This is a genomic window from Pseudophaeobacter sp. 1A09344 (genome assembly GCF_041008745.1).
Classification (GTDB): Bacteria; Pseudomonadota; Alphaproteobacteria; order Rhodobacterales; family Rhodobacteraceae; genus Phycobacter; species Phycobacter gallaeciensis_A.
The window spans coordinates 68,363-92,539 of sequence record NZ_JAXGFS010000015.1 but is presented as its reverse complement, the minus strand read 5'-3'; the positions used below and the strand labels follow the sequence as shown (position 1 = coordinate 92,539).

15 protein-coding genes and 1 tRNA gene are annotated in these 24,177 nt (G+C 59.1%); 11 read left to right on the top strand and 5 right to left on the bottom strand.

Going from position 1 to position 24,177, the window contains the following annotated elements; all coding sequences use genetic code 11:
- Window positions 1-86: 86 nt before the first annotated feature.
- A complete protein-coding gene (gene tuf / locus SM765_RS20505; protein ID WP_065271478.1) occupies window positions 87-1,262 on the top strand; it encodes an elongation factor Tu in 1,176 nt (391 codons plus the stop codon).
- 219 nt (window positions 1,263-1,481) lie between these two features.
- On the opposite strand, the gene SM765_RS20500 is transcribed toward tuf, so the two are convergent.
- Window positions 1,482-2,186 carry a lysophospholipid acyltransferase family protein gene (locus tag SM765_RS20500; protein WP_274836203.1) on the bottom strand — a complete coding sequence of 235 codons (705 nt, stop codon included), beginning with the start codon at window positions 2,184-2,186 and terminating at the stop codon, window positions 1,482-1,484.
- A 184-nt stretch (window positions 2,187-2,370) separates the two neighbouring features.
- On the opposite strand from SM765_RS20500, the gene SM765_RS20495 reads away from it, so the two are divergent.
- Window positions 2,371-2,446, top strand: a tRNA-Trp gene (locus SM765_RS20495).
- 204 nt (window positions 2,447-2,650) lie between these two features.
- Here the strand turns inward: SM765_RS20495 and SM765_RS20490 are convergent.
- From SM765_RS20490 to SM765_RS20475, 4 genes are all read right to left on the bottom strand, one after another.
- Entirely contained in the window at window positions 2,651-5,314 is a 2,664-nt protein-coding gene (locus SM765_RS20490) for a methyl-accepting chemotaxis protein (protein ID WP_274836204.1), read from the bottom strand.
- A gap of 92 nt (window positions 5,315-5,406) precedes the next feature.
- Window positions 5,407-6,567: an ABC transporter substrate-binding protein gene (locus SM765_RS20485; RefSeq protein ID WP_274838656.1), complete on the bottom strand. Its 1,161-nt coding sequence runs from the start codon at window positions 6,565-6,567 to the stop codon at window positions 5,407-5,409.
- A 666-nt stretch (window positions 6,568-7,233) separates the two neighbouring features.
- Window positions 7,234-7,587 (bottom strand): CopD family protein, encoded by a 354-nt coding sequence (locus tag SM765_RS20480; RefSeq protein WP_368981778.1) that lies wholly within the window; start codon window positions 7,585-7,587, stop codon window positions 7,234-7,236.
- 848 nt (window positions 7,588-8,435) lie between these two features.
- Window positions 8,436-10,625, bottom strand: coding sequence for an O-linked N-acetylglucosamine transferase, SPINDLY family protein (locus SM765_RS20475; protein ID WP_274838658.1), 2,190 nt, complete (start codon window positions 10,623-10,625; stop codon window positions 8,436-8,438).
- Window positions 10,626-10,889: 264 nt separating this feature from the next.
- On the opposite strand from SM765_RS20475, the gene secE reads away from it, so the two are divergent.
- The 9 genes from secE to rpoC all read left to right on the top strand — a co-directional run bounded on the left by secE (window position 10,890) and on the right by rpoC (window position 24,154).
- Entirely contained in the window at window positions 10,890-11,087 is a 198-nt protein-coding gene (gene secE, locus SM765_RS20470; protein ID WP_065271493.1) for a preprotein translocase subunit SecE, read from the top strand.
- Window positions 11,088-11,321: 234 nt separating this feature from the next.
- Entirely contained in the window at window positions 11,322-11,855 is a 534-nt protein-coding gene (gene nusG, locus SM765_RS20465) for a transcription termination/antitermination protein NusG (RefSeq protein WP_065271492.1), read from the top strand.
- A gap of 133 nt (window positions 11,856-11,988) precedes the next feature.
- Window positions 11,989-12,414 carry a 50S ribosomal protein L11 gene (gene rplK / locus SM765_RS20460; protein ID WP_065271491.1) on the top strand — a complete coding sequence of 142 codons (426 nt, stop codon included), beginning with the start codon at window positions 11,989-11,991 and terminating at the stop codon, window positions 12,412-12,414.
- A gap of 1 nt (window position 12,415) precedes the next feature.
- Entirely contained in the window at window positions 12,416-13,114 is a 699-nt protein-coding gene (rplA, locus tag SM765_RS20455; RefSeq protein ID WP_065271490.1) for a 50S ribosomal protein L1, read from the top strand.
- Between the two features lie 83 nt (window positions 13,115-13,197).
- Window positions 13,198-14,166, top strand: a complete 969-nt coding sequence (locus SM765_RS20450; protein ID WP_274838659.1) for a glycosyltransferase family 2 protein — start codon at window positions 13,198-13,200, stop codon at window positions 14,164-14,166.
- Between the two features lie 301 nt (window positions 14,167-14,467).
- Window positions 14,468-14,986: a 50S ribosomal protein L10 gene (gene rplJ / locus SM765_RS20445; RefSeq protein WP_065271488.1), complete on the top strand. Its 519-nt coding sequence runs from the start codon at window positions 14,468-14,470 to the stop codon at window positions 14,984-14,986.
- 81 nt (window positions 14,987-15,067) lie between these two features.
- Window positions 15,068-15,442, top strand: a complete 375-nt coding sequence (gene rplL, locus SM765_RS20440) for a 50S ribosomal protein L7/L12 (RefSeq protein ID WP_065271487.1) — start codon at window positions 15,068-15,070, stop codon at window positions 15,440-15,442.
- 282 nt (window positions 15,443-15,724) lie between these two features.
- Window positions 15,725-19,861: a DNA-directed RNA polymerase subunit beta gene (gene rpoB, locus SM765_RS20435; protein WP_274830265.1), complete on the top strand. Its 4,137-nt coding sequence runs from the start codon at window positions 15,725-15,727 to the stop codon at window positions 19,859-19,861.
- A gap of 51 nt (window positions 19,862-19,912) precedes the next feature.
- Window positions 19,913-24,154 (top strand): DNA-directed RNA polymerase subunit beta', encoded by a 4,242-nt coding sequence (gene rpoC / locus SM765_RS20430; protein ID WP_065271485.1) that lies wholly within the window; start codon window positions 19,913-19,915, stop codon window positions 24,152-24,154.
- Window positions 24,155-24,177: the final 23 nt, after the last annotated feature.

Below are 24,177 nucleotides of genomic sequence, written 5' to 3'. Positions count from 1 at the left end.
ATTTTTGCGCGTAAACCAAATAATCGGCGCGCGCAGAGGAAACCGGGTCGCATAGGGACCCCACATTTCAAAAGGGCGCCAATAGAATGGCTAAGGAAAAGTTTGAGCGTAATAAACCGCACGTCAACATCGGCACCGTTGGCCACGTTGACCACGGCAAGACCACGCTGACCGCAGCGATCACCAAATACTTCGGTGACTTCAAAGCCTACGACCAGATCGACGGCGCACCGGAAGAAAAAGCCCGCGGCATCACCATCTCGACCGCCCACGTGGAATACGAGACTGAGAACCGCCACTACGCACACGTCGACTGCCCCGGCCACGCTGACTATGTGAAAAACATGATCACCGGTGCGGCGCAGATGGACGGCGCGATCCTGGTTGTGAACGCAGCTGACGGCCCGATGCCCCAGACCCGCGAGCACATCCTGCTGGCGCGTCAGGTTGGCGTTCCGGCGCTGGTCGTGTTCATGAACAAGGTTGACCAGGTCGACGACGAAGAGCTGCTCGAGCTCGTCGAGATGGAAATCCGCGAACTGCTGTCGTCCTACGACTTCCCGGGCGACGATATCCCGATCATCGCAGGTTCCGCTCTGGCGGCGATGGAAGGCCGTGACCCGGAAATCGGCGAAAACAAAATCAAGGAACTGATGGCGGCTGTGGATGAGTACATCCCGACCCCCGAGCGTGCCGTTGACTTGCCGTTCCTGATGCCGATCGAAGACGTGTTCTCGATCTCCGGTCGTGGTACCGTTGTGACCGGCCGTGTTGAGCGTGGCGTGATCAACGTTGGCGACGAAATCGAAATCGTCGGCATCCACGACACCAAGAAAACCACCTGCACCGGTGTTGAAATGTTCCGCAAGCTGCTGGACCGCGGCGAAGCCGGCGACAACATCGGCGCGCTGCTGCGCGGCGTTGACCGTGACGGCGTTGAGCGTGGTCAGGTTCTGTGTAAGCCGGGCTCCGTGACCCCGCACACCAAATTCGAGGCAGAAGCATATATTCTGACCAAAGAAGAAGGTGGCCGTCACACCCCGTTCTTTGCGAACTACCGTCCGCAGTTCTACTTCCGGACCACCGACGTGACCGGCACCGTAACCCTGCCGGAAGGCACCGAGATGGTGATGCCGGGCGACAACCTGAAGTTCGAAGTTGAACTGATCGCCCCGATCGCGATGGAAGACGGTCTGCGTTTCGCCATCCGCGAAGGCGGCCGCACCGTCGGCGCTGGCGTTGTGTCGAAGATCATCGAGTAATTCGCACTCGCGAATGATCAAACGGAAAGGGCGCCCCAGTGGCGCCCTTTTTGTTTGAACGCGATGATCCCGAGACGCACCAAAAAGACTGTGTCGAAGATCATCGAGTAATCAGGTCTCCTGATTGCGGATGGAAAGGGCCTCCTTCGGGAGGCCCTTTTTCTATGTGTACAAAGCTGAGCAGGACGGGGGCCGCTTCGCCAATGGAACCGTTTGGCCTCAGGCGGACTTGATCGGATCGGGTGCACGCCCGGCGGCCTGGTCCGCCTTGTCGGTGATCTGGTCCAGAGCCTTCTCAAGGCTTTGCCTCAGGGCCTCTGCTTCGTCGTCTGTGGGTTTTTTAGGAACGGTTTCCTGCCATTCCTGACAGGTCAGCACACCGCGGGAAAACGGTAGCGGCAGCATCTGCTTGTCCCAGGTGGGCAGCTTCAGGACCTTCTTTTCCGCAAAGGCCACGGTGAAGACCCGGCAGCCGGTCATGCGGGCCCAGGTGATCGGCACGCCCGAGGAAATCCTGGCAGGGCCGCGCGGCCCGTCGGCCGCGATCCCGATGGAACAGCCTTCCTTGGTGCGGCGCAGCACCTCCCGCGACAGGGCAACGTGGCGCTTGTGGCTGGACATCGGGATTGTCTCGAAACCAAGACGCACCAGGATTTGCCCGGCCAGCCGCCCGGCCCGCGCCGCCGAGGTCAGGGCGCAGATGCGCCCCAGAGAGGTATCGAACAGGTAGGGCGCCATGATCAGCCGCTGATGCCACAGAACAAATATGACCGGCTCGCCGCGTTTGACGCAGGCGTCCATCTCCTCGAAGCCGCTGCGTTGCCAGCGTGAGGTGCGATAGGCGAATCGGACGTAGGCGGCGAACAGCCCCTCAATGGTGCGGTTGAAGCGCGGGCTGTCTGCGATGCGTTTTCTCAGGCTCACGGCAGGGTCCTTTTGGCTCTGTCATAAAGCAGCGGATGGCCCGCTGCCACCCCACAGGGCAGGACAAGGCCTGTGGGGTGGCGTGACAGCAAATGGAGAGGAAGAGGAGAGGGACTTTCCCCGCATTTCCGGCCATTTCCCTCTTGCCTCCTGCGCGGTGGTGGCTTAGGAACTGCCGCACCGTAGGGGTATAGCTCAGTTGGTAGAGCGACGGTCTCCAAAACCGTAGGTCGCGGGTTCGAACCCTGCTGCCCCTGCCATTCCAATCTTTCAAAAAAATTCTGGGCATGACGAAGAGTGGACGCTTGGTCGCTCGTTTAAGAATTTTGCTCTTAGAGGCGTTTCCCATCGGTGTGGTTTCAGCCACCTACGCTTCTCCCCTCGGTTCTTACTCATAAGGGATTTCTTCCCGCGAAATGGAAACAGCCCCGGAGGGATCCGGGGCTGCTCGGGAGAAGCGTGTCTCAGGCGGACTGGGCCATGGGCCATTCGTCCGGAGGAACCTCTCGGAGTTCCAGGATATCACCGGCCACATGCGCTGAAGAAGACACCGTGAACCCGCCCATCAGCGTTGCCAGTTTTTCGGCATCGCTGCTGAGCAAGTGGCCCGCTGCGTTGGTTTGCTCGACCATGGCCGCGTTCTGCTGGGTGACCTGATCCAGTTGGGACACCGCGATGTTGGCTTCGGACAGTCCGGTCGCCTGTTCGCTGGTGCCGTCCGCAATATTGCCAACGAGGCTGGAGATATACGAGACCCGGTCTACAATGCTCCTGAGAGCTTGCCCGGCCTGGTCAACCAGTTTGACTCCAAGCCCGACCTGTTCGGTGCTTTTGGTAATCAAAACCTTGATCTCATGGGCCGCATCGGCGGTCCGCTGGGACAGGCTGCGAACCTCAGATGCAACCACCGCGAAGCCCTTGCCGGCATCACCCGCGCGTGCAGCTTCGACCCCCGCGTTCAGCGCCAGCAGGTTGGTTTGGAAGGCGATATCGTCGATCACGCCGATGATCTGGGCAATCTGGTCGGAGCTATCCGCGATATCTTTCATCGCCTTGACTGTGTTTTCCACGACTTCACCGCTGTCGGTTGCCTCTCTCCGGGCATCCTGCGTTGTCGTGGCTGCATCCCGTGCGCCATCGGCGGCAGAGCGGACGCTGGCCGTCAATTCCTCAAGCGCGGCTGCGGTTTCTTCCAGAGTTGCAGCCTGGCTTTCGGTACGGTGCGAGAGATCGTCCGAGGCCTGGCTGATTTCGCTGGACCCATTGCGGATCGATTCCGCTACGGCGACCACATCCACCACCGTTAGGTTGAGCGTCTCGGCGGTTCTGTTGAAATCTTCCTTAAGCTGGGCATAGCCATCGGTCAGTTCCTCTTCGATCCGGTAAGTCAGATCACCACGCGACAGATTCGCAAGCCCGGTGCCCACCGCGTTCACGGCTGCGGTCTGTTGGGCCTGGTTCGCCGCGCGCTCTTCTGCTGCAACGCGTTCGATTTCCTCTTTCTCGACCAATCCATCCCGGAACACTTTCAGCGCCCCGGCGATGCGGGCGATTTCGTCGCTGGCGCGGTCGAAACCTGTGACCGGGCTCATATCGCCCTGCGACAGCCGTTCGGTTGTCAGGCTGATCCGGTTGAGGGGACGCACGATCAGCAGGTGATTGAGTACCAGCACGCAGGACACGAAGGCCGCGCCCATCCAGGCGAGAGTCACCAGGTTGCTTTTCACCTCAGTCGAATCCTCGGCGATATTGACCGCACGATCCGTGATCGCGTCTTGGCTGGCGCGGCCCCTCAGCGAGGCGAGACCGGCAATTTCCAGCACCGCCTTGGCAGTGTCATCTGCCGCCTGAACCGCAGTGCCATCGGCAAGCAGTGACTGAATGCGGAAATGGGCGAGGCCAGTGTCGGGCGCTGCCATCGCGGCAAGACCGTCCAGCCCAGCAGCAAGGATGCCGTCGCCGAAGTCCCGGTATCCGGCCAGAGCCGTGGCGGCTCCGGACAACGCCTTCTGGCTGGCCTTCGCCTGCTCGACGGTGGCAGAGGTCGCGATCTTCAGGGCTTCGATCTGGAAGGCGCCCAGTTTGGCGTTGATTTCCAGCAGCGTGTTCATGAAGGCGACCTCGTTGTCCAGAAGGCTCTGGATGGTGTCGCGGTTGTTGGTGCTGGCATCTTCGGCGGCGATGGTCAGCTCAAAGACCATGTCATCCACAGCAGAGGCCAGGGCGACGTCAGCGGACTGGCGCGCTTCTAGCACTGCGTCGCGTTCGACCTGCCGAAAGGTGCCTGCGGCAGCGATTGCTGTGTTCAGCGTACTGAGGACGCTATCGAGCTCTTCCACGACGGAGAGGCCATTTTCCGATCCCTTGAGAACCTCTATCGATCCGGTGAGCCGGTCGTTTGAGGACACCGCGATATCCCGGATGATCGATACCATGGCGCTGTCCCGGGTCGTGGTTAGGGCCAGGGCTGCGCCGGACATCAGGTTGATTTCGGCACGAATTTCCAACAGGGACTGAAGCGTGGCAAACTTGTTCTCGACCAGATCGAACATGGTCTCCTCGATCGAGGAGATCGTGTCTTCGCCATTGATCGAAATATCGAAATAGGCATTGTCTGCCGTCTCAAGCAAAACCACCTGCAGCTCGGCGGCGATGTTTTGCAATTCCTTGGTCATAGCGGCAAAGCGTTCGGAGTATTCAAAAACATTCTCGCGGGCCTCGATGGAAGTCAGCAGGGTGCCTTCGACCTGGCTGCGGGCGGCCTCGAATTCTTCCTGAGCCTCGGGCGGCAGGGCTGCGATCGAGGTCTGCAGGCCGGTCAGAGATGTCTCGACCTCGGAGGCCGCCGACGAGAGGGCAGCGGTGTTTTGAGCGATCATCACACCGACCATGGCGTCTTTGGTTTTGGACGCGGCCGCAATCAGCCCGTTGCTTTGCGCCAGCGTCGGCAAATCGTCGGAGGTCATTTCCGCGACGCTGGCCGAAACACGGTCGAACGACTGATAGATAAGATATCCTGCGCCCCCGGTTACGACTGTGAAGGTCAGCAGGATGAACGTGATTTTGCCCCGAATACTCGACAGCACGTTCAGACGGCGTAAGAGGGTGGATCCCAGTTCCCGGATCATGATGACACCTTTGCGATGAAACTTTGGTCTGCGCCTGCCCGCGTATCGGGCAGGCGCCTATCTTGCGCGGTCAGAGGTCGCGCGTTTGGAGATCAGGATCCGCCACCCGGCACGACAGGGGCAAAACCACCATCTGCGGTGATCCGGGTCAGAAAGACGTCATCCATGCCTTGGTTGTCGTCGGCGCCAAAGACCATCTTGGCGCCGCCAAGATCCACCGTGGACAGGCCAGACAGCGCCGCCAGGAAGCTTTCGCGGGTCAGGTCCTTGCCCGCATCCTCCAGCGCCTTGATGGCGAGACGACCGACGATGTAACCTTCGAGCGATACGAAGCCCGGTTTGGCTGCGGCGTCATAGGCTTTCAAGGCTTCGGTGTATTGTGCCACGACCGGAATGGAGCTGTCCCACGGGAAGGGGACGACCTGGCTGACGATGACGCCTTCGCCTTCATCGCCCAGCTCCTGTGCCAGGGCTTCGGAGCCCACAAAGGAGATGTTCACGAAGGTCGCGTCGAGCTTCAGTTTGCGCGAGAGCTTGATGAATTCCGCCACGGGTTTGTAAGCGCCAACCATGACGACCGCGTCCGGCTTTGCCTTGCGGATGGTCAGCAGGGCCTTTTTGACGGCGGTGGTGTTGCGCGTATAGGTGCCTTCCGCAGCAAGCGTCATGCCACGCTTTTCAAGGGCGGCGGTCACGCCCGCGAGGCCAACCCGGCCAAAGCCATCGTCCTGATAGAGCAGTGCGATGGATTTCATTCCCTGCTGGTCGACGAGGTATTCAATCCATGCTTCGGTTTCGGTGGCATAGGTCGCGCGCACGTTGAAGATGTTGCCGTGGCTTGCATCGCGCAGGAAGCCGGCGCCGGTGAAAGGACCAATAAATGGTACATTTGCCGCGGTCGCGATCGGTTGGGTCGCAGAGGCCGTCGGGGTGCCGACAGCGCCGATCAGCCCGATGTGGTCGTTTGCATCCACCACCGATTTGACCAGCGCCGCGGAGCGATCAGGTTCATAGCCGTCATCCATACTGTCCAATGTCAGGGTCCGGCCATGCACGCCTCCTGCGGCGTTTGCCTCTTCGAACGCGGCGCTAATCCCCAGGCGCATACCTTGGCCAAGAGCCGCCGCCGGACCTTCAAAGGCCGCGACCTGGGCAAAAGAGACATTGTTCGCGGTTACCCCCTGATCTGCCTGCGCAATAAATGGAAAGGCTGCAAAAGTGGCGGCTGCAAACATTGTTTTTCTGAGTAACATTTGGGAACTCCGTTATTTCTGGTGAGGGTTCCCGATAATTAATGCGCTCGGGACTCTTAATGCTTTCGCAAAGGTGTGAAGTTTGAGGTGGAAAAATTATATTACAACTTTAATCACCTTTGAGGTGGGTATTCGCGCAGGTATCCCGTTTGAAGTGTGCTGAGAGTGTTTTTTAAGGCACTGAATTTAAGGGGAAAACGTCTACTAGGGTTCTTTGGCGTCGTGGGGCGAACTAGTGTTTGTTTCCCAGTAGATCAGAGCGCGATTGATTTTGGGCTCACCGTATTCGATCGCCTGCCTGATCTATTCGGCAAAGCCTTCTGTTCGTGTAAAGCAAAAAGTGTTTCGCGGGCGAGCAGGCAACTTTCCACTTTTATTTGGATCTTTGAGTACACTTACTGGCCGTTTCTAAATCTTTTCCGAACCAAGTGGGGGCAAATAGGGCAGGCTCAATAACGTGAATTCACAATCTTGTGTAATGCTTTTTTGAAGGCCGATTCCTACCTACAGATTTTGGATCACGTTTTTGAGAGCTCCTACGTCGCGAGGCAAAACATCGGGGGCTTTCGATAGGTTTCAGCGCAAAAGAGATCCTGCACGGGGCTGAGGTTACGGGGAAACAGAATCAGTTGCTTCCCTGCATGACCTTATCCCGGCGGGCTGAGGCTATTGGTCAGATAGGCTGATGCAATCAGAATGAGGAGGATCACAAAAGCCTCTACGATGCTTGAGCAGGGCAGATGGTGCACCGCGTTGCGGTCGCCGCGCTGCATGGCCGGAATGAAATGCAATTTGTTTGCTGCTGCGGGGGGCCGAACGACCTGCGGCCAGGGCCTGCTTGCAAACCAGCGCCAAGCCATAGGAGGTGGAGAAAAGGGCGGCCAGACCTCCCAGCAGGAGCCAGGCCATGATGTGGCCTGCCAGGATCAGGCCGGGCACAACGAGCCTCGCAGTCTGCCCGAACCGGTGACTAAGCTCTGCTGAGGTTTCGAAAGATCCAGAGACCGCGTCGGGTGCCACAGCGACGCAAGAATGCCGACCCAGAATGCGGCGCGGGTCAGTCGCAGGACCAACAGCGGACGTAACCAGATCTACCCAATCTCCGGCACATGGCCAATTTGGGCCGGGGACCACAATGTCATCGTGCCGCCGCCCAGTTAAACCCAGGGCTCAATGCGGGGTATGAGGGCACCTGCTAGCAGGGGGCGATGCCGCCAGAGATCTGGTAGATCAGTGCATTACCCACTGGCGTCTGCCACAGCACCCCGAGTATTTCCGGGTCGGTCATTCCGGCATGTCACCCGTCAGGGCTACCCCACACAGGAGAAAGCAAGAAAGCGCGCCCATCATGTCAAGGAAGGCCTGCAGGGCGGTTTGGCGCGTTCTTAAGAAGTGGTCAGGCGTTCGGCGGGCGCTCCGGATTGTTGGGGGAGTGATGGGATTTTCCATGGGAGGGATCGTCAGGCCTCAGCCCATTTTGATCGTTTCGACCGTCGCGCCGTGGTCGTAGGACGGTAGTAAAACGGCATGACAGGAGAACGGGAAGCGTGGATCAAGCGCGGTGTCTCCCGAGGCCGTTTCTCAAGTCGTTGGGGGTATGGATGGCGGATGGTGTGTGCCTGTAGAAATGCCTGCCCGGATGGCTCGCCATGTGCGTATGCATAGCGCCCTTCTGCCCCGTTGGGAGTAGTAAGACCGCAACATGCAGTGCTGAAAGCATAGACGTGCGGACACATGAGAGTTCGTTGCGGTTGCGCGCAACATCGCAGGTGCAGGGCTGCAGCGCAGCGTGGATCGGCAGCACAACAAAGGCCGCAGTGGGTAACCTCTGCGGCCTATTGCATGTCTAGCAGGTTCCGGGTGTCTTATCAGGCCGCTGCACTGGCCCGGGCTTCGCTCGACAAGGTTTTGTGTTGCCGGTGGCTTGGGATGTCGACATGTGCCGGGGGCAGTCCCTGCAAGTGACGGTCAAAGATCATGTTGAAACCTTGCTCCAGATCACGGGCAAAGCTGTCCGTGTCAAAGAGAGGCGATTTCAGACGCTTGCTCATCAGCTTACCGCGCAGCGCGACCAGGGCTTCCGTATCATTGGCCAGGGTCAGAGCTTTTTCTTCGTACTCGGCTTCGTCCTTGGCGATGAGCTCCGGCAATCCGACTGCATTGACCAAGCTGGCCCCGACGCGGGCGGCGAATTGGCGTCCGGGCATGGTCAGCACCGGCAACCCAGCCCAGAGCGCATCGCTCGCGGTGGTGTGGGCGTTGACGGCAAATGTGTCGAGGAACAGGTCTGCGGCGCGATGTCGGGCCAAGTGTTCGGCGTGCGGCATGCGGGGGGCAAAGATCAACCGGTCCGGATCGACCCCGCGTGCCTGTGCTTCGCGGCGCAGGTTTTGCTTCGAGGTTTCCCCACTGTCCAGCAGCCACAGGACGCTGCCTTCTGACTGATTTAGCAGCCGCATCCAGATCTCGAATTCCCGGGGTGTGATTTTGTAGCTGTTGTTGAAACAGCAGAAGACGGTGCCAGTGTCAGGAAGTCCGCACTCACGCCGGGTGTACTGTTTGCCGGAAATCTCGCGATCCTGATCGTTCACCTGATAGCTGTTCGGCATCCGGATCAGATGCTCTTCGAAGAAACGCTCGCTGCCGGGGGGGCAGGTCATTGCATCGCCAATCAGGTAGTCAAAAGCGGTGGTCCCCATGGTGCCGGGATAGCCGAGATAGGACACATGAAGCGGTGCGAGGCGGTTGCCGAACAGCTCGGTTCGGGTGTCTCCGGTGAAGCCTTTCAGGTCAACCGCAATATCCAGTCCATCTGACTGGACAATATCCAGGAGCTGGTTGTCCGGTAGGCCAGCGACATTGCGGAATTGCGCAACATTGCGGGCCACGCGCTCCTGTTCACTGTCGGCAGGGGCGGCGCCATAGGAATAGACGCTGATATGGAACTGGGTGCTGTCATGACGTGAGAACAAGCCGCCCATGAGGTGCATGGTTGCGTGACTGTGAAAATCGGAGGAGAAATAGCCAATACGCAGCTTTTGGGGGCGTTGTGCAACTCGCGCCGGTGTCGCTGCAGGCCGACTACCAAACCGCTCGTTAGCATAGGCCTGGGTGCGCAGGCGCAACAAATCCGGATTGTCCTCAAGGGTCATCATGATGAAGGGTGCGCAAGAGGTTCCCTGCAATCCCAGATGACGCCGGTGTTCGTTGTATTCAGTGACCCAGTTCCAGTCGTTCAGTTGTGCCATCATGTGCAGTTTCTGGACGCGGGCACGGTCGTTCCCGGGGTTTGTTTGCAACACGGCCTCGAAATTGCGGATGGCCTCATGCTGATTGCCGACAGCCAATTCCATTTGACCCAGATTGAAGCGTGCTTCGGTCAAATCGGGGTTCAGCGTGGCGGCTTTTTCGAACAGGGTCTTGGCCTTGGCCAGATCCCCGAGGCGGCGCAGAGTGTTGGCGTGGTTGTAGATCAGGCTCGGATTATTCGGGGCCAGTGAGGAAGCACGTTCAAGCAGTTGCGCGGCTTCGCCTTGCTGTCCCTGGCCTGCCAGCAGATTGGCCAGATTGTTCAAGGCGACAATGTGATCGGAATCGAGCGACAGGGCTTTTTTATAGAGGGCAATCGCATCACTCGTGCGGCCCATACTGGCGCAGACGTCGCCCATTGCTGAATAGGTGCCCGGCGCACGCGGATTCAACTCGCACGCCTTGTTGAGGCAGGTTGCGGCTTCATCCAGATTGCCGGAGTGGAGGTGGCATTGACCCAGTGTATCCCAAAGAAAGTGAGACTTGCGGTAAGTATTCAGGAGGGTGGCGCAGACAGAGGCCGTTTGTGGGTAGTGACCTGCTGCGAAACTGGCCGACAGTTTTTCTTTTGCGTCGGTCGGGAGTTCCTGTTCATGCTGCATCCGCTGCTGCAGGGCTTCCAGAGCCTTGCGTGCCCGCGCATTTTTGGGAAACCGGTTCAGAATATCGGTGTAGACGAGCGCTGCGTCATCCAGCTTTGCGTCGCGTTCAAGGCGCTGAGCCTCGTTCATAGAAGTTGCGATGGTCATGGCATCCTGTCTCAATTGCACGCTATGGTCAGCCTCTGCACCTTCTGGTGGCTTACGGGGCGTTGGTCCCGACCATGAAGGAAGAGCATTAATATCGGATTGATCTTGTTCGCGACCGCAGCAGGTAAAAGAGACGCAGCCGATTTGGTCCGTTTTGGCTCCTGCTTGCGGCGTTGACTGAAGGCGTTCCGTGCTTCCGGGCTTGAATTCAGCGCTCGCAACGGCTAAATCCCGGCGAACCTGCTAGCAGAGAGACCAAGCCACATGGCCACCACAAATCCCGTTCAGTTCATCCAGCAAGTTCGCGCTGAAGTTGGCAAAGTCGTATGGCCGACCCGCCGCGAAGTGCTGCTGACCACCGTGATGGTCTTTGTCATGGCGGCTTTGACGGCTGTGTTCTTTGCTCTGGTCGACCTGCTGATCCGCACCGGTCTGACCGGCATCCTGGGCATGTTCGGCTGACAGCCGCAGGGTGATTCCGGAGCAGGGGTTTCCTTGCATGGAAATACCTCCCTACCTCTTGATCTTGATCCCTTTGGACGGTAGGTGAGCCGGTAACTCTGGCATGGGCGTGCGGCGAATCGTGTTGCGCGCCGATTTTTGTTAGGGCACAGCCAAAGGGTCAGTCCCGAGGCTGATAGCGAATTTAAGTGAAGGCGGCGCAGCGCGCCCGGCAAAACAAGGACGATCAGGCTCATGGCGAAACGGTGGTATTCGGTCAGCGTTCTTTCGAACTTCGAAAAGAAAATCGCAGAGCAGATCCGCGCCTCGGTTGCCGAAAATGGTCTTGAGGACGAAATCGACGAAGTTCTGGTCCCCACAGAAGAGGTGATCGAGGTTCGTCGAGGCAAGAAAGTCTCGACCGAGCGCCGTTTCATGCCGGGCTATGTGCTGGTGCACATGGAAATGTCCGATCAGGGCTATCACCTGATCAACTCGATCAACCGCGTGACCGGTTTCCTTGGTCCGCAGGGTCGTCCGATGCCCATGCGCGACGCCGAGGTGAACGGCATCCTGAACCGCGTTCAGGAAGGCGAAGAAGCACCGCGTACCCTGATCTCCTTTGAGATCGGTGAGCGGGTCAAGGTCAACGACGGCCCGTTCGAGGATTTCGACGGCACCGTCGAAGGGGTCGACGACGAGCATCAGAAGCTCAAGGTCACCGTATCGATCTTTGGCCGGGAAACCCCGGTCGAACTGGATTTCACACAGGTCACCAAACAGGCCTGATGTGATTTTGGCGCGCCGTTTGTGCGGTGCGCGTACATCGTGGGAGGCGAGGGGGCCGCGGCACCCGGACCAGACCACACAACAGTAAGGCCCGAAGGACGCGTCCCGAGGGTGTTGGAAAAGGAGAAACCAGATGGCCAAGAAGCTTGCTGGTACAATGAAACTGCAGGTTCCTGCAGGTCAAGCGAACCCCTCCCCGCCGGTTGGTCCGGCTCTGGGTCAGCGCGGCATCAACATCATGGAATTCTGCAAGGCGTTCAACGCCAAGACCGCAGACATGGAGCCCGGCGCGCCGTGCCCGACCGTGATCACCTACTATCAGGACAAGTCCTTCACCATGGACATCAAGACGCCGCCCGCGTCTTACTACCTGAAGAAGGCTGCCAAGGTGAAATCCGGTGCCAAGACCCCGAGCCGTGAAACCGTTGGTACGGTGACCGCTGCTCAGGTGAAGGAAATCGCCGAAGCGAAAATGAAAGATCTGAGCGCCAACGATATCGAAGCGGCGATGCAGATCATCCTGGGCTCCGCCCGCTCCATGGGCATCGAGGTGAAGTAAGATGGCAAAGCTCGGTAAACGTACCCGCGCAGCGCGCGAAGCCTTCGCTGGCAAAGAGAACCTGACCATCGAAGAAGCTGTTGCCCTGGTGAAGGCCAACGCCACTTCGAAATTCGACGAAACCATCGAGATCGCCGTGAACCTGGGTGTCGACACCCGTCACGCCGACCAGATGGTTCGTGGTGTGATCGGTCTGCCCAACGGCACCGGCAAATCCATGCGCGTTGCTGTTTTTGCACGTGGCGCCAAGGCGGACGAAGCCAAGGAGGCCGGTGCGGACATCGTTGGCGCCGAAGACCTGATGGAAACCATCCAGGGCGGCACCATCGAATTTGATCGCTGCATCGCAACCCCGGACATGATGCCTGTTGTTGGCCGTCTGGGTAAGATCCTCGGCCCGCGCAACCTGATGCCGAACCCCAAGGTTGGCACCGTGACCATGGACGTGAAAGCGGCCGTGGAAGCTGCCAAAGGCGGTGAAGTTCAGTTCAAGGCGGAAAAAGGCGGCGTTGTGCACGCAGGTGTCGGCAAAGCTTCCTTCGACGAAGCCAAGCTGGCCGAAAACGTCCGCGCCTTTGTTTCGGCTGTTGCCAAGGCAAAGCCGTCGGGTGCCAAGGGCGCTTACATGAAGAAGATCGCGCTGTCTTCGACCATGGGTCCGGGCGTCACCGTCGACGTGGAAAAAGCTGTCAGCGAATAAGCTGGCATGATAAATGTCGAAGGGCGGTGCCGTTGGCGCCGCCCTTTTTTTGTTTGGTGGGCCGTTTCTTAGAGGAGCAGCGGATGGCAGAGGGGAGCAATGCCTGGCATCTGATCGCAGTGGTCAATGAGCCGCTGGAGGAAACTTTGCGTTTTGCCAGCTGGTATCTTGACCTTGGCGCGCGCAGTCTGATCCTGCTGTTCGACAATCCCGATGATCCGGCCATCCCTGTACTTTCCCCACATCCAGCCATCACCTGCATTCCCTGCACAACCGGGTTCTGGCGCAGCATCGGCATTGCCGCGCGCGCCCGGTTTCCTAAGCGACAGATCCGGGCGCTGACCTGGGCTTATCACCAACTTGCCTCTGGTTGGGTGCTGTCCGTCGATGCGGATGAGTTTCTATTCGCGAACGGCGGGGCTGGTGATATCCGCGCAGCGCTGGCCGGGCAGGGGGCAGAGGCACAGGCGCTACGGATTGAAACCGCCGAAGTGGTTCCGGCGCTTGAGCGGTCTGAGAAAACCGTGTTCCGCACCCCGATGCCCCGGGCGGTCCGGCGTGATGTCTATGGCGAGGATGTGCCGCTGTTTGGGCCGCGCCGGATGGGGCTTGTCGGTCACCCGCAGGGGAAATCCTTTATCCGGGCTGGGCTGCAGGGTATCTATCTGCGCCAGCATTGGGCGCATGACGCCGAGGGTCAGCGTTTGTCTGAAGTCGTATTGGGGGCCGCTAGCGGGCTTTACCTGCTGCACTATCTGTCCCTGGAGTTTGAAGGTTGGCGTCGCAAGATGGCCTGGCGTCTGGCGTCCAGCGGGTTCACCAAGCACGTCGGAGACTGTATCCGGGAGATTGAGGCTGCTGGGCATGCGGAGCCGGTACGGGAGGCTGCGCTGCTTGAGCTTTACAACCGGTTGCACCGTGTTCGTCCCGAAGTGCTGGCGCGCATGCGGACTCATGGTGTATGTCTGGAAGTAGAGGTGGACACGGCCGCGCCGCTGGCGCGAATGCTGGATCTCTCCGTGCTGACCCTGCCAGGGCGGTCGGCGGCCTGAGTGCGAACTGCTCTGCAGGTCAAATTTCCGCTTGGAAATCACGTCTCAACGCTTTAACTACAGCCGTGAGGTAAAGCGTGCGATTCGTCGTGCGCTTTATTTCATTTCGTCCAAGATGGTGGGTGGCCTCTCGATCGGGCCTTAATTTCCCTCCTGAGACGGGAAAGACCAATAGATCGAGGGTTTCTATACCCTCGGGCGACTTTGGCTAACCCCGTATTGCGGACTTGAACGCCGGGCCATCTGGTTCGGCACATCAAAGAGCCGGGGAGCGCAAGCCCCCCAAAACCTGGAGAGAACTGTGGATAGAGCCCAGAAAGAGAAATTGGTCGAGGAACTCGGCCAGATCTTCGAAAGCTCTGGCGTGGTGGTCGTAGCCCACTACACCGGTCTGACAGTTGCCGAGATGCAGGACCTTCGCGCACGTGCTCGTGACGCGGGCGGTGCCGTGCGTGTTGCCAAAAACAGGCTCGCCAAAATCGCCCTCGAGGGTAAGCCGTGTGAAAGCATGTCTGACCTGCTGACAGGGATGACCGTACTGACCTATTCCGAGGACCCCGTGGCAGCAGCCAAGGTGGCCGAGGACTTCGCCAAGGATAACAAGAAGTTTGAGATCCTCGGCGGCGCAATGGGTGAGAACGCTCTGGACCGTGCCGGTGTCGAAGCCGTGTCGAAAATGCCGTCCCGCGAGGAGCTTATTGCTACCATCGCAGGCATGCTTGGCGCACCCGCTTCCAACATCGCTGGCGCAGTTGGCGCACCTGCAAGCAACATCGCAAGCATCCTTTCGACCATCGAAGAGAAGGCGGAAGCTGCGTAAGCGGTTGGCACTGAATGACTGGCGTGGAGCAAATGTTCATACGCTGGAAACACATACTTACAAACGGAAAGAGCTGATAAAATGGCTGATCTGAAGAAACTGGCAGAAGAGATCGTTGGTCTGACCCTGCTTGAAGCACAAGAACTGAAAACCATCCTCAAAGACGAGTATGGCATCGAGCCCGCAGCTGGCGGCGCTGTGATGGTTGCAGCTGGTGGCGACGCCGGTGGCGCAGCTGAAGAAGAGAAAACCGAATTCGACGTCGTTCTGAAGAACGCCGGCGCTTCGAAAATCAACGTGATCAAAGAAGTTCGCGCGATCACCGGCCTGGGCCTGAAAGAAGCCAAGGAACTGGTTGAAGCCGGCGGCAAGATCAAAGAAGGCATCGACAAAGCCGAAGCCGAAGACATCAAAGGCAAGCTGGAAGCAGCTGGCGCCGAAGTCGAAGTGGCCTAAGCCACCTTTGGCGGGACATAAGGGCAGCGGTTTCCCTGCGAAATCTTGCTCTGCGCTCCCTTAGAATTTGGCTGGATCCGGGGAAACCCGGGTCCAGCCGAACCTGTCTCAGAAAGGGACCTTTTGATTGGGTCTCTTTCTTAGGCGCGGTTCACAGGATCGGGAGGCAGCCATTCGGGACGGCGGCCATGAATTGATCCGAACGCTCTATCTCGTATGGGCAAGATGCCGAAGCCCGGCGGCATCCTTGTCCGGTGAGAAATTCGAAAGGTGACATCTGACATGGCTCAAACGTTCCTTGGCCAGAAACGTCTTCGCAAATATTATGGCAAGATCCGCGAAGTGCTGGATATGCCGAACCTCATTGAGGTTCAAAAATCTTCCTACGATCTTTTCCTTCGCTCGGGTGACGCCGAAGCACCGCTGGACGGCGAAGGTATCAACGGTGTTTTTCAATCTGTCTTCCCGATCAAGGATTTCAATGAAAACTCCGTTCTCGAGTTCGTGAAATACGCGCTGGAAAAACCGAAATACGACGTCGAAGAGTGCATGCAACGCGACATGACCTACTCGGCGCCGCTGAAGGTCACCCTGCGTCTGATCGTGTTCGATGTCGACGAAGACACCGGCGCCCGTTCGGTCAAGGACATCAAAGAGCAAGACGTCTTTATGGGTGATATGCCTCTGATGACCCCGAACGGTACCTTTGTCGTCAACGGCACCGAACGTGTGATCGTCAGCCAGATGCACCGTTCGCCGGGCGTGTTCTTTGACCACGACAAGGGCAAGACGCACTCGTCGGGTAAACTGCTGTTCGCCTGCCGCATCATCCCGTATCGCGGCTCCTGGCTCGATTTCGAATTCGACGCCAAAGACATCGTCTTTGCCCGGATCGACCGTCGCCGCAAGCTGCCTGTGACAACCCTGCTGTACGCTCTGGGGCTGGACCAGGAAGGCATCATGGATGCCTATTACGACACCGTCACCTTCAAGCTGGACAAAAGCCGCGGCTGGGTCACGCCGTTCTTCCCCGAGCGCGTCCGTGGCACCCGTCCGACCTATGACCTTGTCGACGCTGCGACCGGCGAAATCATCTGCGAAGCGGGCAAGAAAGTCACACCGCGCGCCGTGAAGAAGATGATCGACGAGGGTTCGATCACCGAACTTCTGGTGCCCTTCGATCAGATCGTCGGCAAATTCGTTGCCAAGGATCTGATCAACGAAGAAAACGGCGCCATCTATGTGGAAGCCGGTGACGAGCTGACGCTGGAATACGACAAGGACGGCGAGATCATCGGCGGTACCGTCAAGGAACTGCTGGACGCGGGCGTCACCGAGATTCCGGTTCTGGACATCGATAACGTCAACGTCGGCCCCTACATGCGCAACACCATGGCGATGGACAAGAACATGGGCCGCGACACCGCGCTCATGGATATCTATCGCGTGATGCGTCCGGGCGAGCCGCCCACCGTCGAAGCCGCTTCGGCTCTGTTCGACACCCTGTTCTTCGACTCCGAGCGTTACGATCTCTCCGCGGTTGGCCGTGTGAAGATGAACATGCGCCTGGCACTGGACGCCGAAGACACCCAGCGGACCCTGCGCAAGGAAGACATCGTCTCCTGCATCAAGGCTCTGGTGGAGCTGCGCGACGGCAAGGGCGACATCGACGACATCGACCACCTTGGCAACCGTCGTGTCCGTTCCGTTGGCGAACTGATGGAAAACCAGTACCGCGTCGGCCTGCTGCGCATGGAGCGCGCGATCAAGGAACGTATGTCCTCGGTCGAGATCGACACGGTAATGCCGCAGGACCTGATCAACGCGAAACCGGCGGCTGCGGCTGTCCGCGAATTCTTCGGCTCCTCGCAGCTGTCGCAGTTCATGGACCAGACCAACCCGCTGTCGGAAGTCACCCACAAACGCCGCCTCTCGGCGCTTGGCCCGGGCGGTCTGACCCGCGAACGTGCTGGCTTTGAGGTTCGCGACGTTCACCCGACCCATTATGGCCGGATGTGCCCGATCGAAACGCCGGAAGGCCCGAACATCGGTCTGATCAACTCGCTGGCGACCTTTGCCCGCGTGAACAAGTATGGCTTCATCGAAACACCTTACCGTGTCGTCAAGGACGCCAAGGTCACCGACGAAGTGCACTACATGTCCGCGACCGAGGAAATGCGTCACACCGTGGCGCAGGCCAACGCGACCCTGGATGATGAAGGCAAATTCCAGAACGATCTGGTTTCGACCCGTCAGTCCGGCGACTACACGCTGGCGCCGCGCGAAAACGTTGACCTGATCGACGTTTCGCCCAAGCAGCTGGTCTCGGTTGCGGCCTCGCTAATCCCGTTCCTTGAAAACGACGACGCCAACCGCGCTCTGATGGGCTCGAACATGCAACGTCAGGCGGTTCCGCTGCTGCGCGCCGAGGCGCCGCTGGTCGGTACCGGTATCGAGGAAATCGTGGCCCGCGACTCGGGCGCTGCGATCATGGCGAAACGTGGCGGTATCATCGACCAGATCGATGCCCAGCGTATCGTAATCCGTGCCACCTCCGATCTGGAGCTGGGCGATGCGGGCGTTGACATCTACCGCATGCGCAAGTTCCAGCGTTCCAACCAGAACACCTGCATCAACCAGCGTCCGCTGGTGAAGGTGGGTCAGGAAGTGCGCAAGGGTGAAGTGATTGCCGACGGTCCGTCCACCGATATGGGCGAACTGGCCCTCGGTAAGAACGTCGTCGTCGCCTTCATGCCTTGGAACGGCTACAACTACGAAGACTCCATCCTGATCTCCGAGCGTATTGCGCGTGACGACGTCTTCACCTCGATCCACATCGAGGAATTCGAAGTCGCCGCCCGTGACACCAAGCTGGGTCCGGAAGAGATCACCCGCGACATCCCGAACGTCGGTGAAGAAGCGCTGCGCAACCTCGACGAGGCTGGCATCGTTTACATTGGTGCGGATGTTGAGCCGGGCGACATTCTGGTCGGTAAGATCACGCCGAAGGGCGAAAGCCCGATGACGCCGGAAGAAAAGCTTCTGCGCGCCATCTTCGGTGAGAAAGCCTCGGACGTCCGCGATACCTCGCTGCGTGTGAAGCCGGGCGACTACGGTACCGTGGTCGAAGTCCGCGTCTTCAACCGTCACGGTGTCGAAAAAGACGAACGTGCGCTGCAGATCGAGCGTGAGGAAGTCGAACGTCTGGCCCGTGACCGCGACGACGAGATGGCGATCTTGGATCGCAACATCTATGCCCGTCTAAAGGACATGCTGGTCGGCAAAACCGCTGTCAAAGGCCCGAAAGGCATCAAGGCAGGCTCGGAAATCACCGAGGATCTGTTGGCCTCCCTCAGCCGCGGTCAGTGGTGGATGCTCGCCCTTGAGGACGAGAAAGACGCCCAGATCGTCGAGGCCCTGAACGAGCAGTACGAAGTGCAAAAACGCGCTCTGGATGCCCGTTTCGAAGACAAGGTCGAGAAAGTCCGCCGCGGCGACGACCTGCCGCCGGGTGTGATGAAGATGGTCAAGGTCTTCATCGCTGTGAAGCGTAAGCTGCAGCCGGGCGACAAGATGGCCGGCCGTCACGGCAACAAAGGTGTGATCTCGAAAGTGGTTCCGATGGAGGACATGCCGTTCCTCGCGGATGGTACCCCGGTCGATTTCTGTCTGAACCCGCTGGGTGTTCCGTCGCGTATGAACGTCGGTCAGATCCTTGAAACCCACATGGGTTGGGCCGCGCGCGGTCTCGGCATCAAGGTGGACGAGGCGCTGCAGGAATACCGTCGTTCGGGCGATCTGACTCCGGTGCGCGATGCGATGCATCACGCATATGGTCAGGACGTCTATGACGAAGGCATTGCGGATATGTCCGAAGCCGACCTGATCGACGCGGCCAACAATGTTGCCCGTGGTGTGCCGATCGCGACGCCGGTCTTCGACGGTGCCAAAGAGGATGACGTCAATGACGCGCTGGTCCGCGCGGGCTTTGACAAATCCGGTCAGTCGATCCTGTTTGACGGCCGCACCGGTGAGCAGTTTGCCCGCCCGGTCACCGTCGGCATCAAGTATCTGCTGAAACTGCACCACCTGGTCGACGACAAGATCCACGCGCGTTCGACCGGTCCGTACTCGCTCGTCACACAGCAGCCGCTGGGTGGTAAGGCGCAGTTCGGTGGTCAGCGTTTCGGGGAGATGGAGGTCTGGGCTCTGGAAGCTTACGGCGCCGCCTACACCCTGCAGGAGATGCTCACCGTGAAGTCGGATGACGTCGCAGGCCGGACCAAGGTCTATGAAAGCATCGTCAAGGGCGAAGACAACTTCGAGGCGGGCGTACCGGAATCGTTCAACGTTCTGGTCAAAGAAGTCCGCGGTCTCGGCCTGAATATGGAACTCCTGGATGCGGAGGTTGAGGAGTAAGGGCGCTTGCCCTTCTCCCGTCCCCCCTTCCGCAAGATTTGAGGTATCAAAATGAACCAGGAAATCACCAATAACCCGTTCAACCCGCTGACCCCGCCGAAGGTTTTCGACGAGATCAAGGTATCGCTGGCATCGCCGGAGCGGATCCTTTCGTGGTCCTATGGCGAAATCAAAAAGCCCGAGACCATCAACTACCGGACCTTCAAGCCCGAGCGTGACGGTCTGTTCTGCGCCCGTATCTTTGGCCCGATCAAAGACTACGAATGCCTTTGCGGCAAATATAAGCGGATGAAATATCGCGGCGTTGTCTGCGAAAAATGCGGTGTGGAAGTCACCCTGCAAAAGGTCCGCCGCGAGCGCATGGGCCACATCGAACTGGCCTCGCCGGTTGCGCATATCTGGTTCCTGAAGTCGCTGCCGTCGCGCATCGGCCTGATGCTGGACATGACCCTGCGCGATCTGGAACGCGTGCTGTACTTTGAAAATTACGTTGTCATCGAGCCGGGTCTGACCGACCTCACCTACGGCCAGATGATGACCGAAGAAGAGTACATGGATGCCCAGGACCAGTACGGCATGGACGCCTTCACCGCCAATATCGGTGCCGAAGCGATCCGTGAAATGCTGGCCGCGATCGATCTGGAAGCCGAAGCCGAGCAGCTGCGCGCCGAACTGGCCGAAGCCACCGGCGAACTGAAGCCCAAGAAGATCATCAAGCGTCTGAAAGTGGTCGAGTCCTTCCTCGAGTCGGGTAACCGTCCCGAGTGGATGATCATGACCGTGATCCCGGTCATCCCGCCGGAACTGCGTCCGCTGGTTCCGCTGGATGGCGGTCGTTTCGCGACCTCCGACCTTAACGACCTTTATCGTCGTGTGATCAACCGGAATAACCGTCTGAAGCGTCTGATCGAACTGCGCGCGCCTGACATCATCGTCCGCAACGAAAAGCGGATGCTGCAGGAATCCGTTGACGCGCTGTTTGACAACGGCCGCCGTGGCCGCGTTATCACAGGCGCCAACAAGCGCCCGCTGAAGTCGCTCAGCGACATGCTGAAAGGTAAGCAGGGTCGCTTCCGTCAGAACCTTCTGGGTAAGCGCGTCGACTTCTCCGGCCGTTCGGTCATTGTGACAGGTCCCGAGCTGAAGCTGCATCAGTGTGGCCTACCCAAGAAGATGGCGCTCGAACTCTTCAAGCCCTTCATCTACTCGCGTCTGGAGGCCAAAGGTCTGTCCTCCACCGTGAAGCAGGCGAAGAAGCTGGTGGAAAAAGAACGCCCCGAAGTCTGGGATATCCTCGACGAGGTGATCCGCGAGCACCCGGTGATGCTGAACCGCGCACCGACGCTGCACCGTCTTGGTATTCAGGCCTTCGAACCCACGCTGATCGAAGGTAAGGCTATCCAGCTGCACCCGCTGGTCTGCTCGGCGTTCAACGCGGACTTCGACGGTGACCAGATGGCCGTGCACGTGCCGCTGAGCCTTGAGGCCCAGCTGGAAGCGCGCGTCCTGATGATGTCCACCAACAACGTTCTGTCGCCCGCAAACGGCGCGCCGATCATCGTTCCCTCGCAGGATATGATCCTGGGTCTCTACTATGTGACCCTGGAACGCGAAGGCATGGTGGGCGAAGGCAAGGTCTTTGGGACCATCGACGAAGTTCAGCACGCTCTGGACGCCGGCGAAGTGCACCTGCACACCAAGATCACCGCGCGGATCACCCAGATCGACGAAGAAGGCAACGAGGTTCTCAAGCGTTTTGAGACCACCCCGGGCCGTGTTCGTCTGGGCGCGCTGCTGCCGAAGAACGCCAAGGCGCCGTTTGAACTGGTCAACCGTCTTCTGCGGAAGAAAGAGGTGCAGCAGGTCATCGACACCGTCTACCGTTACTGCGGTCAGAAAGAGTCCGTGATCTTCTGTGACCAGATTATGACCATGGGTTTCCGCGAAGCGTTCAAGGCAGGCATTTCGTTCGGCAAGGACGACATGGTGATCCCGGACGGCAAGTGGACCATCGTCGACGAGACACGCGAGCAGGTGAAGGACTTCGAACAGCAGTACATGGACGGCCTGATCACTCAGGGCGAAAAGTACAACAAAGTTGTCGATGCTTGGTCGAAGTGTAACGACAAGGTCACCGAAGCGATGATGAGCACCATCTCCGCCGACAAGCGGGACGAGAACGGTGCCGTGATGGAGCCGAACTCGGTTTACATGATGGCCCACTCCGGTGCGCGTGGCTCGGTTACGCAGATGAAGCAGCTGGGCGGTATGCGCGGCCTGATGGCCAAGCCGAACGGCGACATCATCGAGACACCGATCATCTCGAACTTTAAAGAAGGCCTGACGGTTCTGGAGTACTTCAACTCCACCCACGGTGCCCGTAAGGGTCTGTCGGATACCGCTCTGAAGACCGCGAACTCCGGTTACCTGACCCGTCGTCTGGTGGACGTGGCGCAGGACTGCATCGTGCGCGAGCGCGACTGCGGTACCGAGCGTGCGATCACAGCAGAGGCTGCGGTCAACGACGGTGAAGTGGTTGCCAGCATCGGTGAACGTCTGCTGGGCCGTGTTGCGGCCGAGGACATCAAACGTCCGGGCACCGAAGAGGTAATCGTCGCACAGGGGCAGCTCATTGACGAACGCATGGCGGATGCCGTGCAGGAAGCCGGTGTTGCCTCCACGCGGATCCGTTCGCCTCTGACCTGCGAAAGCGAAGAGGGCGTCTGTGCCATGTGCTATGGCCGTGACCTTGCGCGCGGTACCATGGTCAACTCGGGTGAGGCTGTCGGCATCATCGCCGCGCAGTCGATCGGTGAACCTGGTACACAGCTGACGATGCGGACCTTCCACATCGGCGGTGTTGCCCAGGGTGGTCAGCAGTCCTTCCTCGAGGCGAGTCAAGAAGGCAAGATCGTCTTCGAGAACGCTCAGATCCTGCAGAACGCCAACGGCGAAACGCTGGTGGTTGGCCGTAACATGAAGCTGATCATTCAGGACGAGCACGGCGAAGAGCGCGCCAGCCACAAGCTGGGCTATGGCTCCAAGCTGTTCGTCACCGACGGTCAATCCGTTGCCCGTGGCGACAAGCTGTTCGAATGGGACCCCTACACCCTGCCGATCATCGCGGAAAAGCCGGGTACTGCCAAATACGTCGATCTGGTTTCGGGCCTTGCCGTCCGCGACGAGACCGACGAAGCCACCGGTATGACCCAGAAGATCGTGGTCGACTGGCGTGCGGCACCAAAAGGCAACGACCTGAAGCCGGAAATCATCCTTGTGGATGCTGACGGCGAGCCGGTCCGCAACGATCTGGGCAACCCGGTTACCTACCCGATGTCCGTTGATGCGATCCTGTCCTGTGAAGACGGTCAGCAGATCGAGGCCGGTGACGTTGTTGCGCGTATCCCGCGTGAAGGCGCCAAGACCAAGGACATTACCGGTGGTCTGCCGCGTGTGGCCGAACTGTTCGAAGCCCGTCGTCCGAAAGACCACGCAATCATCGCCGAAATCGATGGTTACGTGCGCTTTGGCCGCGACTACAAGAACAAGCGCCGCATCTCGATCGAACCCGCGGATGAGAGCCTGGAAACCGTCGAATACATGGTGCCCAAGGGCAAGCACATCCCGGTGCAGGAAGGTGACTTCGTGCAGAAGGGCGACTACATCATGGACGGCAACCCGGCGCCGCACGACATCCTTGCAATTATGGGTGTCGAGGCTCTGGCCAACTACATGATCGACGAAGTTCAGGACGTTTATCGTCTGCAGGGCGTGAAGATCAACGACAAGCACATCGAGGTGATCGTTCGCCAGATGCTGCAGAAGTGGGAGATCTCCGACTCCGGCGAAACCACGCTGCTGAAAGGCGAACACGTGGACAAGCAGGAGTTCGACGCTGCCAACGAGAAGGCACTGTCGCGCGGCAAACGTCCGGCACAGGGCGCACCGATCCTGCTTGGTATCACCAAGGCGTCGCTGCAGACCCGTTCGTTCATCTCGGCGGCCTCCTTCCAGGAGACCACCCGCGTGCTGACCGAGGCTTCGGTTCAGGGCAAGAAGGACAAGCTGGTTGGCCTGAAGGAAAACGTCATCGTTGGTCGCCTGATCCCGGCCGGTACCGGTGGTGCAACCCAGCAGATGCGCCATATCGCTCAGTCCCGCGACAATGTGGTTCTGGAAGCGCGCCGCGAAGAAGCCGAGGCCGCAGCTGCTCTGGCCGCTCCGGTGATGGAGGACGACGTGTCCGGTGGCGACTTTGACAATCTGGTGGAAACACCGGAAAGCCGCGACTGATCCGTCGACTGACTTTTTGAAAA